The organism is Nocardia gipuzkoensis (assembly GCF_021183645.1).
In the GTDB taxonomy this organism is placed as follows: domain Bacteria; phylum Actinomycetota; class Actinomycetes; order Mycobacteriales; family Mycobacteriaceae; genus Nocardia; species Nocardia abscessus.
In genome coordinates this window covers 1,995,913-2,012,456 of record NZ_CP089225.1, presented here as the reverse complement: position 1 = coordinate 2,012,456, position 16,544 = coordinate 1,995,913, and the positions used below count along the sequence as shown (strand labels likewise).

12 protein-coding genes are annotated in these 16,544 nt (G+C 69.9%); 11 read left to right on the top strand and 1 reads right to left on the bottom strand.

The features are described from left to right. The first annotated feature begins 5 nt into the window (after positions 1 to 5). The 7 genes from pucL (at position 6) to puuE (ending at position 9,338) form a co-directional block, all read left to right on the top strand. Positions 6 to 911 carry a factor-independent urate hydroxylase gene (pucL, locus tag LTT66_RS09200; protein ID WP_233065897.1) on the top strand — a complete coding sequence of 302 codons (906 nt, stop codon included), beginning with the start codon at positions 6 to 8 and terminating at the stop codon, positions 909 to 911. Beyond that, positions 899 to 2,260: an 8-oxoguanine deaminase gene (locus LTT66_RS09195; RefSeq protein ID WP_233065895.1), complete on the top strand. Its 1,362-nt coding sequence runs from the start codon at positions 899 to 901 to the stop codon at positions 2,258 to 2,260. The genes pucL and LTT66_RS09195 overlap by 13 nt, the downstream gene beginning before the upstream one ends. A 290-nt stretch (positions 2,261 to 2,550) precedes the next feature. Further along, the gene (locus LTT66_RS09190; RefSeq protein ID WP_233065893.1) at positions 2,551 to 3,393 is read left to right on the top strand and encodes an FAD binding domain-containing protein; all 843 of its coding nucleotides are present in this window, start codon (positions 2,551 to 2,553) and stop codon (positions 3,391 to 3,393) included. Further along, entirely contained in the window at positions 3,393 to 6,188 is a 2,796-nt protein-coding gene (locus LTT66_RS09185; protein ID WP_233065891.1) for a molybdopterin-dependent oxidoreductase, read from the top strand. The genes LTT66_RS09190 and LTT66_RS09185 overlap by 1 nt, the downstream gene beginning before the upstream one ends. After that, positions 6,185 to 7,399, top strand: a complete 1,215-nt coding sequence (locus tag LTT66_RS09180; RefSeq protein WP_233065889.1) for a DUF6986 family protein — start codon at positions 6,185 to 6,187, stop codon at positions 7,397 to 7,399. The genes LTT66_RS09185 and LTT66_RS09180 overlap by 4 nt, the downstream gene beginning before the upstream one ends. A 44-nt stretch (positions 7,400 to 7,443) precedes the next feature. Then, on the top strand, positions 7,444 to 8,421 hold the full coding sequence (alc, locus tag LTT66_RS09175; RefSeq protein WP_233065887.1) for an allantoicase: 978 nt from the start codon (positions 7,444 to 7,446) through the stop codon (positions 8,419 to 8,421). Continuing rightward, entirely contained in the window at positions 8,418 to 9,338 is a 921-nt protein-coding gene (puuE, locus tag LTT66_RS09170; protein ID WP_233065885.1) for an allantoinase PuuE, read from the top strand. Before alc ends, puuE begins: the two co-directional genes overlap by 4 nt. A gap of 258 nt (positions 9,339 to 9,596) precedes the next feature. Here the strand turns inward: puuE and LTT66_RS09165 are convergent, their stop codons facing one another. Beyond that, on the bottom strand, positions 9,597 to 10,031 hold the full coding sequence (locus LTT66_RS09165; RefSeq protein WP_233065883.1) for a MarR family winged helix-turn-helix transcriptional regulator: 435 nt from the start codon (positions 10,029 to 10,031) through the stop codon (positions 9,597 to 9,599). Between the two features lie 71 nt (positions 10,032 to 10,102). Here LTT66_RS09165 and LTT66_RS09160 point away from each other — a divergent pair, with 71 nt between their 5' ends. From LTT66_RS09160 to metE, 4 genes are all read left to right on the top strand, one after another. Further along, positions 10,103 to 10,948 carry an alpha/beta fold hydrolase gene (locus LTT66_RS09160; RefSeq protein ID WP_233065880.1) on the top strand — a complete coding sequence of 282 codons (846 nt, stop codon included), beginning with the start codon at positions 10,103 to 10,105 and terminating at the stop codon, positions 10,946 to 10,948. 445 nt (positions 10,949 to 11,393) lie between these two features. Beyond that, a complete protein-coding gene (gene aceA, locus LTT66_RS09155) occupies positions 11,394 to 12,683 on the top strand; it encodes an isocitrate lyase (RefSeq protein ID WP_195066410.1) in 1,290 nt (429 codons plus the stop codon). 288 nt (positions 12,684 to 12,971) lie between these two features. After that, entirely contained in the window at positions 12,972 to 13,841 is an 870-nt protein-coding gene (locus tag LTT66_RS09150) for a 3-hydroxybutyryl-CoA dehydrogenase (protein WP_269822000.1), read from the top strand. A gap of 377 nt (positions 13,842 to 14,218) precedes the next feature. Further along, a complete protein-coding gene (gene metE / locus LTT66_RS09145) occupies positions 14,219 to 16,525 on the top strand; it encodes a 5-methyltetrahydropteroyltriglutamate--homocysteine S-methyltransferase (protein WP_233065878.1) in 2,307 nt (768 codons plus the stop codon). Positions 16,526 to 16,544: the final 19 nt, after the last annotated feature.

Below are 16,544 nucleotides of genomic sequence, written 5' to 3'. Positions count from 1 at the left end.
CGAGCATGGAACTGACCGGGCCGATCGTGCTGACCGACCACCGATACGGCAAGGCGGAGAACCGGATCGTCCGGATCTACCGGGAGGGCGCACGGCACGAGATCCGTGACGTGAACGTCTCCACGGTGCTGCGTGGCGACTTCGCCGACGCGTACATCGCGGGCGACCAGGCGAAGGTCCTGCCCACCGACTCGCAGAAGCACACCGCCTACGCCTTCGCGAAGCGGGCGGGCCTGCGGACCATCGAGGACTACGCGCTGGCGCTGGCCGATCATTTCGTCGCCGAGATCGAGCCGGTGCGCAGCGCACGCGTCGAGGTCGACGAATACGCCTGGGAGCGCGTGTCGGTGGGCGGCGTCGAGCACGATCACACCTGGGTGCGCCGGGGGACCGAGGTGCGCACCGCGGCGGTCACCGTGGCCGGTAGCGGCGCCGATCGGCGGGCCTGGGTGGTCGGCGGGGTGAAGGACCTCACCATCCTGAAGTCGACCGGCTCGGAGTTCGCGGACTTCTTGACCGACGACTTCACCGTGCTCGCGCCGACGCACGACCGGATGCTGGCCACCTCGCTGGTCGCCGAGTGGCGCTTCGCGGGCAGCGAAGGCGTCGACTGGGACGAGGTCTACACCGGAGTGCGGGCCCGGTTGGTGGAGACCTTCGCGACGCTGCACTCGAAGGCGCTACAGCAGACGCTGTTCGAGATGGGCAAGGCCGCGCTGGTGGCGTACCCGGTGCTGGCCGAGATCCGGCTCGCGGCGCCGAACAAACACCACTTCGACTACGACCTGGCCCGCTTCGGCCTCGAGAACCGCGGCGAGGTCTACCACGCCGACGACCGGCCCTACGGGCTGATCCACGCCACCGTGGCACGTGCCGACGCGCCGGAAGCGGGGCCCGCGTGGACCAGGTGACCGTCATCGCGGACTGTGCCGTCGCGACCATCGACGCGCACGGGACCGAGTACGACCGCGGCTACGTCGTGGTGCGGGGCAACCGGATCGACGCGGTCGGCGCGGGCGACGCGCCGGAACTCGGCCCGGATGCGCGGCGGGTGGACGGGCACGGCTGCCTGCTGACGCCAGGGCTGGTGAACACCCACCACCATCTCTATCAATGGATCACCCGCGGCTTGGCCACCGACCACACGCTGTTCGAATGGCTCACCACGCTCTACCCGGCCTGGGCGGGCATCGATGAGGACGGGGTGCGGGTGGCCGCCACGGGTGCGCTCGCCGCGCTCGCGCGCACCGGGTGCACCACCACCACCGATCACCACTACGTGTTCCCGCGCGACGGCGGTGATCCGCTCGCCGCCGAGATCGCCGCGGCGGCGCAGGTCGGCCTGCGCTTCCACCCTTGTCGCGGATCGATGGACCTGGGGGTCAGCGCGGGCGGGTTGCCGCCCGATCACTTGGTGGAGCGCCTCGACGACATCCTCGCCGCGAGTGCGGAGGCCGTCGCGCGCTGGCACGACCCGTCGTTCGACGCCATGGTGCGGATCGCGCTGGCGCCCTGCTCGCCGTTCTCGGTCACGCCGGAACTGCTGCGCGAGTCGGCCGCGCTGGCCCGCGCCACCGGAGTCCGGCTGCACACCCACCTCGCCGAGACCGTCGATGAGCAGGATTACTGCGCGGCGACTTTCGGCTGCACGCCCGCGCAGTACCTGGAGCGGCTCGACTGGTTCGGTCCGGACGTCTGGTACGCGCACGCCGTCCACCTGGACGACGCCGCGATCGACGCGCTGGCGCGAACCGGTACCGGCGTGGCGCATTGCCCCACCTCGAACGCGCGGCTGGGCGCGGGCGTCGCCCGCACCGCCGACCTGGTGCGCGCGGGCGTCCCGGTGGGGCTCGGCGTCGACGGAGCGGCGAGCAACGAGGCCGGTTCGATGATCGAGGAGCCACGCCACGCGCTGCTGTGGGCGCGCAACCGGGGCGGACCGCGGGCGATGACCGTGCGCACCGCGCTGGAACTGGCCACCATGGGCGGCGCGCGAGTGCTGGGGCGGGCGGCCGAGATCGGTTCGATCGAGGTGGGCAAGCTGGCGGATCTGGCGCTGTGGCGGCTGGACACGGCCGCGCACGCCGGGATCGAGGATCCGGTGACCGCCCTGGTGCTCGGCTCGGCCCCACCGCTGGCCGCGCTGCTGGTCAACGGGCGCGAGGTGGTGCGCGACGGCGAGGTCAGAACGGTCGACACGGATGTGGTCGCCGTCGAGGTGGCGCGAGCCCAGGCGGCGTTGCTCGCCAGAGCCGGGTGAGCGACTCGGCCGGGGCCGAAGTTCCCTCGCGGATGTGGGCGAGGTGTCGTGCCTGGTCAGGCGGGACGCGCAATACTGAAGCAAGGTCGGCTCGGACGGCCCGTCGAGGCGGGCGTGAGCCGTGGTGTCGTGGACGGCACGCCCGCGGAGCGCTCGACGGGGATGGTTCCCGGGCCGCGGGTGGTCGTCGTGCGGCGAGGTAACGGCCGCGCAATCTGACATGCGTCGCGCGCAATACAGCGGCAACCGACTGGCTCTACGGTGACGGAGAGGCAGGAACGAGGTGAGACGTGGACCTGGACACGATTCGCGAAGTGGTCCTCGCGCGCGAGCGCGACGACCTGGCGGTGCTCGGCCCTTCGACCGCGGTGCTCGCCGGAGGGACCTTCCTGTTCTCCGAGCCGCAGGAGCAGTTGGTGCGCCTGGTCGACATCACCGGCCTGGGGTGGCCCGCGTTCGAGATCGTGGACGACGGACTGGAGATCGCCGCGACCTGCACCCTGGCCGAGTTCGCCGGAGCCGGACCAGGACGTGAGCTGGGGACGCCGGTATTGCGCGAGCTGTGGCCGGGGACCGCGCTGTTCGCGCAGTCCTGCCGGGCACTGCTGGCCTCGCACAAGATCTGGCGCACCGCCACCGTCGGGGGCAACGTCTGTCTCGCGTTGCCCGCGGGCGCGGTGCTCGGCGCGCTGGTCGCGCTGGACGGGATGGCGGTGGTGTGGGCAGCGGGCGGGGGCGATCGGAATATCCCGTTGCGCGAGTTCGTCATCGGTCCTGGGCGCACGGTGCTGCGCCCCGGGGAGGTGTTGCGATCGATTCGCCTGCCGCGGTCGAGCCTGTTGGCGCACACCAGCTTCCGGAAGATCGCGCTCGCGCCGCTCGGCCGGTCCGGCGCCGTGGTGATGGGGCGGCGCGAACGCGGCGGCCGCAGCGCGGTCACCATCACGGCCGCCACCACGAGGCCCGTTGTGCTGGACTTCGCCGCGCCGCCGAGCGAGGGCGCGCTGCACGACGCCATGGCCACGATCGATCCCGCGCTCTGGTTCGACGATCCGCACGGGTCGCCGCAGTGGCGCAGCCACGTCGCGGGGCGGCTCGCCGGTGAGGTCGCCGGGGAACTGCGGGGGCAGTGATGCGATTCGAGGTGGACGGCAAGTCCGTCGAGATCGACGCGCGGCCGGGTCAATGCCTGCGTACCGCGCTGCGTGACAGCGGCGCCCTGGCGGTGAAGAAAGGATGCGACACAGGCGATTGCGGGGCCTGCTCGGTGCTGGTGGACGGAATGACCGTGCACTCCTGCGTCTTCCCCGCCTATCGCGCCGCCGGACGTTCCGTCACCACCGCGGCCGGGCTGGGCACCCCCGAGCACCCGCACCCGGTGCAGCGCCGATTCGTCGACAAGGCCGCGTTCCAATGTGGGTTCTGTACCGCGGGCATGGTGGTCACGGCGGCCGGGCTGGGATGCGCCGCCGGTGAGCAGGCCGGCATGTCCGGCGACGAACTCGCCGAACTCATGAAGGGAAACCTCTGCCGTTGCACGGGGTACCGCGCGATCCGCACCGCGCTGGGCGAGCCGCTCACCCCGGACGATCCTGCCGCTGTCGCCCCCGATCGAACCGAGACGACCGCCGCCGGCGCCGGTGTGGGCGCTCCGGCCGGGCCGCGCATCGTCTGCGGTAGCGAGCCGTTCACCCTGGATCTGCCGGTCGAACCCCGCGGGGAGGGCGGACCGCGACCGGGCGATGCCTCCGCGCCGCCGACGGCCCCACTGCACCTCGCGGTGTTGACGAGTCCGCACCCGCACGCGCGCATCCGCGCGATCGGCGCCGCCGCCGCCGAGGCGCTGCCCGGCGTGCACGCGGTACTCACCTACGCCGACGCGCCGGACGTGCCGTTCTCCACCGCGCGGCACGAACTGCGCACCGACGACCCGGACGACACCTATGTGCTCGACCGGACCGTCCGATTCGTCGGGCAGCGGGTGGCCGCGGTGGTGGCCGACAGCGTCGCCATCGCGCGCGCGGCATGCCGTCTGCTGGTCGTCGACTACGAGACCTTGCCCGCGGTGTTCGATCCGCAGGACGCGCTGCGCGCCGACGCGCCGAAACTGCACGGCGACAAACCGGCCTCGGCCCGGATCACCGATCCCGGCCGCAACCTGGTGGCCGAGCTGCACGGCGAGGTGGGCGACGTCGCGGCCGGTCTGGCCGCCGCCGCCCACGTGGTGCGCGGCGTCTGGTATTCGCCACGCGCACAGCACGTGCACCTGGAGACGCACGGCGGAGTCGGATGGCTGGACGACGCCGGGCGGCTGGTCATCCGGTGCAGCACCCAGGTGCCGTTCCTGGTGCGCGACGAACTGTGCCGCCTGTTCGGATTGTCCTCGGCGCAGGTGCGGGTGTTCGCGGCCAGGGTCGGTGGCGGATTCGGCGCGAAGCAGGAGATGCTGGCCGAGGATCTGATCGCGCTGGCCGTGCTGCGGACCGGCCGTCCGGTGCAGTACGAGTTCTCTCGCTCCGACGAGTTCACCTCCGCGACGTGCAGGCATCCGATGCGGGTCGCGGTGACGGCGGGAGCCGACGCCCACGGTGTGCTGACCGCCTTGGCCGTCGACGTGCTCGCCGACACCGGCGCCTACGGCAATCACAGCGGCGGGGTGATGTATCACGGCGTCGGTGAGTCCGTCGAGCTGTACCGCTGTGCCAACAAGCGGGTCGACGCGCAGGCGGTCTACACCAACAACGTTCCCTCCGGCGCGTTCCGCGGTTACGGCCTCGGCCAGGTGATCTTCGGGGTCGAGTCGGCCTTGGACGAGCTGGCGCACGCGATCGGCATGGACCCGTTCGAAATGCGCCGCCGCAACGTCGTGGCGCCCGGCGACCGGTTCGTCGGCGCCGCGGTGAACGAGGGCGACCTGATCTTCGGCAGCTACGGCCTGGACCAATGTCTCGATCTCGCCGAGCATGCGCTGCTGCGCGGCAACGACGTGCACGCGCCCGGCCCGGAGTGGCGGATCGGCACCGGCATGGCCGCCGCGATGATCGCGACCGTCCCGCCGCGCGGGCACCGGTCGTCGGCGGCGGTGTCGCTGCTGCCCGACGGCCGCTACGAGATCCGGGTCGGCACGGCGGAATTCGGCAACGGCACGACGACGGTGCACGCGCAGCTCGCGGCCACCGCACTGGACACCGAGGTCGCCCGCATCGTGATCCGGCACGCCGACACCGACCTGGTGGACTACGACACCGGCGCCTTCGGCTCCACCGGCATCGTGGTCGCGGGCAAAGCCGTGTACGCGGCGGCCTGCGCGTTGCGCGGGCTCGTGCTGGCCAGAGCGGCGGAGCTGACGGGCGTCCCGGAGCGGGACTGCGTGCCCGGTCCGGGCGGCGTGTTCTGCGGTGACCGGCTGCTCGGCGCGGAGGAACTGCTGACCGGCGGCGAGCTCACCGCCCACGCCGAGCACGGGGGCAGCCCCAGGTCGGTGAGCTTCAACGTGCACGCCTTCCGCGTCGCCGTGCACCCCGGCACGGGCTCGGTGCGCATCCTCCAGTCGATCCAGGCCGCCGACGCGGGCACGGTGCTCAACCCGGTGCAGTGTCGCGGGCAGGTGGAGGGCGGTGCGGCGCAGGCCATCGGCACGGCGCTGTACGAGGACATGCGCAGTGCGCACGGGGTGGTCGGTGCGCGAATCCTGCGGCACTACCATGTGCCGCAGTTCGCCGACGTGCCGCGCACGGAGGTGTACTTCGCCGAGACGGCCGACGCGCTCGGCCCGCTGGGCGCCAAGTCGATGAGCGAGTCGCCGTACAACCCGGTCGCACCGGCGTTGGCCAACGCGATCCGCGACGCGGTGGGCGTGCGGCTGGACCGCTTGCCGATGACCGCGGACCGGGTCTGGGCCGCCCTGCGGGAGAAGGGGTCACGATGAAGGTTCCGGAGAACGTTCGCGCGCGGATCGAGTCGACGCTCGACGCGGTCGACGCCGAACTGCGCCGCAGATATCCCGGATCGAATGGCCGGTCGCAGCCGATCCATACCGTCTACGTCCCGGCCGACCGGGTCGCCGAGGAGACGCCAGGGGAATGGGGCGCGACCGCGGTCGAACTGCTCGACCGCCACCACGATCTGCTGGCCACGCTGGACGAGACCGGCTCGCTGCCCGACGTGCGCAAGCGGCTGGAAGCGGACCCGGTCCAGGATTTGCGTATCGACTTCGAGGACGGCTACGGCATGCGCGCCGACGCCGAGGAGGACCGCGCGGCCTCGGCGGCGGGCGCCGTGCTCGCGGCCTGGGCGCGGCGCTGCGCAGGCCCGGCCCGCAGTGGCATCCGGATGAAGGGATTGGCCGGCGGCGAGCGTCGTCGTGCGCTGCGCACGCTCGACCTCGTGTTGGAGAGCGCGGGCGGAGTGCCGGAGGGATTCGTCTTCACCGTGCCGAAAATCCGTGCTGTGCAGCAGGTGACGGCTCTGGTTCAGCTGTGTATCGGGCTGGAACGCGCGTACGGCATAGCGGAGGGCAGTCTGCGCTTCGAACTGCAGATCGAGAGCCCGCAGGCGATTCTCGCGGCGGACGGCACCGCGCCGGTGGCCCCCATGCTCACTGTGTCCGAAGGCCGTTGTAGCGCCTTGCATTTCGGCACCTACGACTACACCGCCGCCTGCGGCGTCGCCGCGCCTGACCAAGCGCTCGACCACCCGGCCGCCGATTACGCGAAGGCGGTCATGCAGGTGGCGGCCGCGCAGACCGGGGTGTGGCTGTGTGACGGTTCCACCCAGATCGTGCCCGGCGCAGACCCGGAGGCCGCGCTGCGCAACCACCACCGGCTGGTCGCCCGCGCATTGCGGCGGGGGTACTACCAAGGGTGGGACATGCATCCGGGTCACCTGGTCACACGCTGGCTGGCCACCTACGACTTCTTCCGCCGGGCGATCGATGTGGCGGTGCCGCGCTTGCGCGACTATCTGGCCCGGCGCGGTGGTGACGTCGTCGACGAGCCCGCCACCGCGGAAGCGCTGGCCGTCACCGTGCTGCGCGGGATCGACTGCGGCGCCCGCCCGGACGCAGGGCCTCCCGAGCTGACCGAGGCGGTCCTGCGGGCGCTTGCGGCACGCGCGCCGATCCCGACGGAGGTGACGTGATCGGTCATCCGAACGGGGCGGTTGCGAAAGACACAGGAGGCGCGATGCGCGACCGGGGCGACGACGAGGAGTTCACGCTGCTGCCGGATCTGGCGGTCCGGCCGCTCGGTGGCTCGGTGATCTGGGCGAACGACGAATTCTTCGCGGAGAAGGAGAATTTGATCAACCCTGGTCCCGCCCTATACCAGCCGTCCAGCTTCGGGCACAAGGGCCAGATCTACGACGGCTGGGAGACACGCAGGCACCGCGGGCAGCCCGGCGACGACTCCACGATCGTGCGGCTCGGCGTGCCGGGCGTGATCCGCGGGATCGTCGTGGACACGGCGTGGTTCACGGGCAATTACCCACCGGCCGTCTCGGTGTCCGCGCTGGAGATCGAGGACTACCCGCCCGCGGAAACCGTAGCCGCGCGCGATGATTGGGTGATGCTGGTCGATCGCTCTCCGGTGACCGGCGACAGCCGCAACCAGTTCGCCGTCGAGAACGAGAAGCGCTGGACGCACGTGAAGCTCACCATGCACCCGGACGGCGGCGTGGCCAGGCTGCGAGTGCACGGCGAGGGGCGGCCGGATCCGCGGCTGCTCGGCCTGGGCCCGCTCGATCTGGCCGCGCTGGAGAACGGCGCGCTGGTGCTGGACTGCTCCAACCGCTTCTACAGCTCGCCCAACCAGCTGCTCTATCCCGGGCGGGCCCGGTCCATGGGCGAGGGCTGGGAGACCGCCCGCCGCAGGGACGACGGCAACGACTGGGTGCGCGTCCGCCTGGCCGGACCGGGACTGATCCGGCTCGCCGAACTCGACACCTCCTACTTCCTGGGCAACAGCCCGGGCGCGGCCCGGCTCACCGGACGCACCAGCGACGGCACCGAACTGGAGCTGCTGCCGCGCACCGCGCTACAACCCGATACCAGGCACCGGTTCCCGATCGCGCCGATGGCCGCGTCGGTGGAAGAGGTTCGCCTGGACATCTACCCGGACGGCGGACTGGCGCGGCTGCGGCTGTACGGCGAGCTCGGCGGATGAGCGCGTCGGAAGGCACACGGGATTTCGTCGGTTACGGCTCCCGGCCGCCGGATCCGAAATGGCCGGAGCAGGCGCGGATCGCGGTCCAGTTCGTGCTCAACTACGAAGAGGGCGGCGAGAACAACGTCCTCGACGGCGACGAGTTCTCCGAGACGTTCCTGTCGGAGATGACGCCCGCCGAAGCGTTCCCGAACCGCCATATGAGCATGGAGTCGCTCTACGAGTACGGCTCGCGCGCCGGGCTGTGGCGAGTGCTGCGCGTCTTCGAACGGCGCGGACTGCCGCTGACGATTTTCGCGGTCGCACGCGCCTTGCAGCGCAACCCGGAGGCGGTGGCGGCCTTCCGGGAATTCGGCCACGAGATCGCCTGCCACGGTCTGCGTTGGAAGTCCTACCAGCTCACCGATCGCGACACCGAGCGCGCGCACATGGCCGAGGCGGTGCGAATCCTGACCGACCTGACGGACGCCGCGCCGCGGGGCTGGTACACCGGCCGCGATTCGCCGAATACCAGGGAACTGGTGGTCGAGCACGGCGGGTTCGTCTACGACGCGGACTCCTACGCCGACGACCTGCCCTATTGGGTGCGCGTGCACGGCCACGACCACCTGGTGGTGCCCTACACCCTGGACACCAACGACATGCGATTCGCCTCACCGGCGGGTTTCCCGACCGGCGACCAATTCTTCACGCACGTGCGCGACGCCTTCGACGTCCTCTACCGCGAAGGCGCCGAAGGCAGCCCGAAAATGCTGTCCATCGGCCTGCACTGCCGCCTCATCGGCCGCCCCGCCCGCACCGCCGCCCTGGAGCGCCTACTCGACCACATCCAGTCCTACGACCAAGTCTGGATCACCCGCCGCATCGACATCGCCGAACACTGGCGCACGTTCAACCCACCACCCACCTCCCCCTGAACCCACGAGTGGCACATGGCTGTGGCGAAATGCGAGTACGGCTCTCGCTGATGTGCCACTCGTCAGCAGATGGTTGGCGCGTACGGCTGCGATGAAGGTGTTTACGTCTCGAGTTCCCTTGCGAGCCGCGCGTGTGGAGCCCGTTACGCGGGCGGGCGGAGTTCCCCTGATCGCACAGTCGCGGTCGCAGCCGGGCGCATCACGCCGGATTCCGGGCGACAGCATCGGCCGTGGAACAGTGCGTAAGCGAGGTCGGAGCTAGGCGCGGGGCTCGCGCGGCCGCAGGTGACGGGCCAGCGTCCAGAGCGCGTCGAGCACCTCGCGTACGACGGCCGGGTCTGCGTCGGTCAGTGCCGCCGCTACCGCGTCGTCGACGGGTGTCGCCCGCACTTCGGCGACCCGCGGTGACACCTTGTCGGCCGCGCGGATCAGAGAGCGCCGCCGGTCGCGGGGGTCGACCGCGGTGGTGATCGAGCCCGCTTCCTTGAGCCGGGCGACCGCGGTGGATACCGCGCTCTGCGGCAGCCCGGTGCGCGCGGCGATCTCGCCGACGGTGCTGTCCGGGTGCTCGAGGATGTCGCTGGACACGACAAGCACGGGCCGGTGCCCGCCGCCGAGCCCGGCTGTCGGCAACGCCTCCTCCCCGATCTTCATCAGCGTGCGGCCCAGCAGGAACAGTTCGACTCCGTCCACGACCGGAAGATTACATCAATTCAGATGCATCCATATTGATGTATCTGAATTAATGGATTAGTTTCGCTGTCATGAGCACTATTTCGACCGGCACCATCGAGGTCTCCGGCGCCGACCTCTACTACGAAATCCGCGGCAGCGGGCCGATGCTGCTGATAGCGCAGAGTGGGGAGGGGGACGCGCGGCGCAGCGGGGATCTGGTCGAGCAGCTGGCGAAGCGTTTCACCGTCCTCACCTACGACCGGCGTGGACTGTCCCGCAGCACTCCGCGTGATCCGGCCGTGTCCGCATCGGTCGCCACGCACGCCGACGACGTGTATCGCCTGCTCGACGCGGTGACCGACGAGCCGGTGCGCATGCTCGGTTGCAGCATGGGGGCAGCCATCGGCCTGCATCTGGCCGTCCGGCGCCCGGATCGCCTGCACACCCTCATCGCGCACGAGCCCGTCACGCCGTGGCTGCTCGCCGCCGCCGATCGCGCCGCCCAGCTCGGTGAACTCGAACATTGTCAGCGGGTGTTCGCCGCGCAGGGCTGGCGGGCCGCGCTGGCGCCGATGGTGCGGACGCTGGGGATCGATCCGGAGAACCAGGAGCGCGAACCCGGCGTGACCGCGCCCCCGCTCGGCCCCGACCGCGCCGCGAACTTCGAATACTTCCTCGGGCACGACTTCACCGCGATCAGGGAGGACCATTTGGACGTCGCGGCCCTGTGGCGGTCCCCGGTGCGGATAGTCCCGGCCTGTGGGCGCACCACCGCGCGACAGGTCTTCGACTACAAGTGCGCCCACGAGCTGGCGGCACTGCGCGGTGTGCCGGTGGTGGAATTTCCCGGCGGGCACAACGGGAATCTCACGCACCCGGCCGGATATGCCACGCGCGTGTGTGAAGTGCTCGATGAACCGGAGTGCTCCCGCTAGCCGCGTGGTTCTCGGCGCTTCCTTGCCTGGGCGGTCCGCGCGGAGTCGACCGCGCGCGGGCCGCCCCGGGTGGCGTGGCCCACACGAAGGGCGCCCGCCAGGACTTGTGAAGGTGCTCACAGTGGGGAATGGCCGGGCGAGCCGGAACCGGACCGCCCGTCGATCGCTAACAGTACAAGCGTTACGCTAAAACCGCACGTCAGCACTACCGGCCAGTAGATTGCACCTTTGCAATTCGGTGGCAAATTTCGCAGGGTTAGCAAAGAGTGCGGAAAACCTAGCTTAGATTCACACTAACAACAGGTAGACGGCTATTTCTTCGTGTGCCATCGTGTGGAAGTACACCCCAAGGGCCTAGCAAGCCTGCAAATTGCCGCTCCAGCAGTACGAGCTGCCTCGTAGCTCGACCGGGCGGCATGGACCGAACGAAGAAGTGGAGTCACAGATGTCGACCACCGGCACCCCGAGGACCGCCGCGGAAATCCAGCAGGATTGGGACACCAACCCCCGCTGGAAGGGCGTCACCCGTAACTACACCGCGGAGCAGGTGTCGAAGCTCCAAGGCACCGTCGTCGAAGAGGCCACCCTCGCTCGCCGCGGCTCGGAGATCCTGTGGGATCTCGTCAACAACGAGGACTACATCAACTCCCTCGGCGCCCTCACCGGCAACCAGGCGGTCCAGCAGGTCCGTGCCGGCCTGAAGGCCATCTACCTGTCGGGTTGGCAGGTCGCCGGTGACGCGAACCTGTCCGGCCACACCTACCCCGACCAGTCGCTGTACCCGGCCAACTCGGTTCCGGCCGTGGTCCGCCGCATCAACAACGCGCTGCTGCGCGCCGACGAGATCGCCAAGGTCGAGGGCGACACCGCCGTCTCCAACTGGCTGGCCCCGATCGTCGCCGACGCCGAAGCCGGCTTCGGTGGCGCGCTGAACGCCTACGAGCTGCAGAAGGCCATGATCGCCGCCGGCGCCGCCGGTGTGCACTGGGAGGACCAGCTCGCCTCCGAGAAGAAGTGCGGCCACCTGGGCGGCAAGGTGCTGATCCCCACCCAGCAGCACATCCGCACCCTGACCTCCGCGCGTCTCGCGTCCGACGTCGCCGACGTGCCGTCGGTGATCATCGCCCGCACCGACGCCGAGGCCGCCACCCTGATCACCTCGGACGTGGACGAGCGCGACCGTGAGTTCCTGGACGGCACCCGCACCCCCGAGGGCTTCTTCGGTGTGAAGAACGGCATCGAGCCCTGCATCGCGCGTGCCAAGGCCTACGCCCCCTACGCCGACCTCATCTGGATGGAGACCGGCGTGCCGGACCTCGAGGTCGCGCGCAAGTTCGCCGAGGCCGTCCGTGGCGAGTTCCCGGACCAGCTGCTGGCCTACAACTGCTCGCCGTCCTTCAACTGGAAGGCCCACCTGGACGACGCGACCATCGCGAAGTTCCAGCGTGAGCTCGGCGCGATGGGCTTCAAGTTCCAGTTCATCACCCTGGCCGGCTTCCACTCGCTCAACTACGGCATGTTCGACCTGGCCTACGGCTACGCCCGCGAGGGCATGACCGCCTTCGTCGACCTGCAGGAGCGCGAGTTCAAGGCCGCCGCCGAGCGTGGCTTCACCGCCATCAAGCACCAGCGTGAGGTCGGCGCCGGCTACTTCGACACCATCGCCACCACCGTGGACCCGAACACCTCGACGGCCGCGCTGAAGGGCTCGACCGAAGAAGGTCAGTTCCACTGAGTTGAAAGGCCGCGCCTCGGTCGCGGCTGGTCGAATGCCCCGCGCGTCGCGGGCCGCGATGCGCGGGGCATTCGAAATCCAGATCAGGTGCTTGCCGAGGGAAGTGAGGTTCCCGACGTGAAAACCGACATTCCTCTACTCCGGTAGGGGTGTACTGCCCTCCCCGCTGAACAGCCCCGGCGGGGAGGGCATCCCTATACCTTGGACCATCGAAGGGCACGCTCACACCGGAGCGACACCTTTGCAGACCAGCCACCCCAGAGCCAGACAACCCAGCAGGAGCGGGACGTGAGCAGCGAAAAGATCCAACGCGTCGGTGTTATCGGCGCCGGCCAGATGGGCGCCGGAATCGCGGAGGTGTGTGCCAGGGCGCACATCGACGTGCTGGTGTTCGAGCAGACCCGGGAACTGGCCGCTGCGGGCCGCGCCCGCATCCTCCGGTCCCTCGATCGCGGCGTGAGCAGCGGGAAGATCACCGAGCGCGAACGCGAACAGGCCGCGTGGCGGCTGCGATTCACCTCCGATCTCGGCGACTTCGCCGACCGCCAGCTGGTGGTCGAGGCGGTGCTCGAGGACGAGAAGGTGAAGACGAGCATTTTCGCCGAGCTCGACAAGGTCGTCACCGACCCCTCGGCCGTGCTGGCCTCCAACACCTCGTCCATCCCGATCATGAAGATCGCGGTCGCCACGGCGAACCCCGAGCGCGTGGTCGGCATGCACTTCTTCAACCCCGTCCCGGTGCTGCCGCTGGTCGAGCTGGTCACCACGCTCAAGACCAGCGAGTCGGTGTCCGTACGGGCCGAGGCCTTCGCGGGCGACGTGCTGGGCAAGCAGGTCGTGCGGTCGGCGGACCGTTCCGGCTTCGTGGTCAACGCGCTGCTGGTGCCGTATCTGCTGTCGGCGATCCGCATGGTCGAGTCCGGCTTCGCGACCAAGGAGGACGTGGACAAGGCGATGGTGCTCGGCTGCGCCCACCCGATGGGCCCGCTGGCGCTCACCGACCTGGTCGGCCTGGACACCGTGAAGTCCATCGCCGACTCGATGTACGGCGAGTTCAAGGAGCCGCTGTACTCGGCGCCGCCGCTGCTCATGCGCATGGTCGAGGCGGGCCTGCTCGGCAAGAAGACCGGAGCGGGCTTCTACCAGTACCGTGTCTGATTTGCAGCGCCTGCGGCGCTGCGTGTTCGCGGCCCCTGGGAGTCTCGCGTCCGAGCGTCCGCTGCTCGCGCCTGCGGCGCATGCGCAACGGACACTCGGACGCGAGACGGGCCGCGAACGGTGCTCGTAAGACTCGCACTCGACGGGGCAGGGAGAGACGAGCACCTGACGCGCTCTCGCGGTAGACAGCGGCGCTGCCCGACCTCGATGCGGAGAATCGACCAGAAGTTGGTGTTGCCGAGCCGGTGACGGCAGTCGGCATAAGCTGCACAACAGCCGGGCCATGTCGACGGCGCGGCTGGGTATCCAGAGCGCAGCCGGATCGACCCGTCGATCTCGGCGGGCCGCGCAGGTGATCGAAAGAAGGTAATCCGCTCATGGTGAACGTGACCGACGGCTACGGGTCGAGCATTCTCGGGTATCCCAGAATCGGACCGCACCGCGAGCTCAAGCGGGCGTTGGAGGCCTACTGGCACGGTTCGCTCGACCGCGAGGAGCTGCTTGCGGTCGGTCGCGAGATCCAGGAGACCCAGTTCAACGAGCTGGCCGCCACCGGCCTGACCCAGGTGCCCGGCAACACCTTCTCGTTCTACGACCACGTCCTGGACAACGCGCTGCTGTTCGGCGCGGTGCCCCGGCGGTTCGAGCCCTACCGCGACGACCTGCATCCGCTGGACTTCTATTTCCTGATGGCGCGCGGCCGCCCCGACCTGCCGCCGCTCGAACTGGTCCGGTTCTTCGGCACGAACTACCACTACCGGCAGCCGGAAGTGGACGCAGGCACCGAGTTCTCGCTGCATCCCGAGGCCCTGCTCGACGAGTTCGATCGCGCGAAGGCGGCCGACATCGAACTGCGTCCGGTCGTCCTCGGCCCGGTGTCGCTGCTGCTGCTGTCCAAGGCCGGGCACATCCCCGGTGAGTCGGGCGGATTCGACACGCTGAGCCTGCTGGACAAGCTGCTACCGGTCTACGAGGAACTGTTCGAGATCCTCGCCAAGCGCGGCGCGACCTGCGTGCAGCTGGACGAGCCCGCCTTCACCAGCGAGCGCACGCCCGCCGAGCTGGCCGCGTTCGAGGCCGCCTATCAGCGCCTGGCCAAGGCCCCGCTGCGCCCGCGCATCCTGGTCACCGGCCAGTACGGTGATTTCGGGGAGGCGCTGACCATCCTGGCGGGCACCAACGTCGAGGCGATCGGCTTGGACCTCGCGAGCCATCGGATCCAGCCGGAGGATCTGGCGAAGATTCCCGGCATCCGTCGCAAGCGTCTGTACGCGGGCGTGATCAGCGGCCGCAACGTGTGGCGCGCGGACCGCTACGTCACGCTGGAATACCTCAACGAACTGGCCGAGGTGTGCCCGGATCTGGTCGTCTCGACCGGGACCACGCTGCTGCACGTGCCCTACGACCTGCTGATCGAATACGACATCGAGGGGCACGTCGCCGATCGGCTCGCCTTCGCGAAGCAGAAGGTGGGCGAGGTGGTCTCGCTCGCCAAGGCGCTCACCGAGGGCCCGTCGGACAAGTGGCGCAAGCGGCCGACCGAGGTGCACTTCAAGCAGAAGCACGCGGTGCGGCAGCGGGTCTACGCGATCACCCCGGACATGCGCTCGCGGGAGCCCTACGAGGTGCGCCGGGAAGCTCAGCAGCGCAAGCTGAACCTGCCGCCGGTGCCCGCGACCACGCTCGGGTCCTTCCCGCAGACCGCCGGGATCCGCCAGGCGCGCTACGAACTCGGCGAGGGCAGGTTGTCCTACGAGGACTACCGCAAGCGGATCGAGGCCGAGATCGAGGCGACGATCCGGCTGCAGGAGGACATCGGCCTGGACGTGCTGGTGCACGGCGAGCACGAGCGCAACGACATGATCCAGTACTTCGCCGAGCTGCTCGACGGCTTCGCGACCACCCACTTCGGCTGGGTGCAGGTGTACGGCTCCCGCTGTGTGCGACCGCCGATCATCTACGGCGACGTGTCGCGCCCCGCGCCGATGTCGGTGGAGTGGATCAGCTACGCGCAGTCGCTCACCGACAAGCCGGTCAAGGGCATGGTCACCGGGCCGGTCACCATGATCGCCCGGTCCTTCGTCCGGCAGGACCAGCCGCTGCACGAGACCGCCGACCAGGTGGCGCTGGCGATCCGTGACGAGGTGGTGGACCTGGAGAAGGCGGGCATCTCGATCATCCAGGTCGATGAGCCCGCGATCCGGGAAATGCTGCCGCTGCGCCCGGAGGGCCGCGCGGAGTACCTGCGCTGGGCGATCGGCGCGTTCCGGCTGGCCACCTCGGGGGTGCAGGCCGAGACGCAGATCCACACGCACATCGGTTATTCCGGCCGCGCCGAAGTGGTCGAGGCGATCGAGCAACTCGACGCCGACGTCACCGCCATCGTGGCGACCCGCTCCATCGAGTGGGTGCTGCGTGCGCTGAAGGAGGACTGCGCCTCCGGGCACGGCCTGAGCCACGGCGTCGGCCCCGGTGTGTACGAGAGCCGGTCCGCGCGCATTCCCGACATCGACGAGCTGGACGAATTGCTCACCGCGGCCGCGGAAGCGGTGACGCCGCAGCGGTTGTGGGCCAATCCGGACGGCGGCCTGAAGACTCGCCACTATTGGCAGCTCGAGCCGTCGCTGCGCAACTTGGTCGCCGCGGCTCGCCGCATCCGCAGGCGGGTGGAGTCCGCCGAGTGAGGTAGGGCGGATCAGCGCA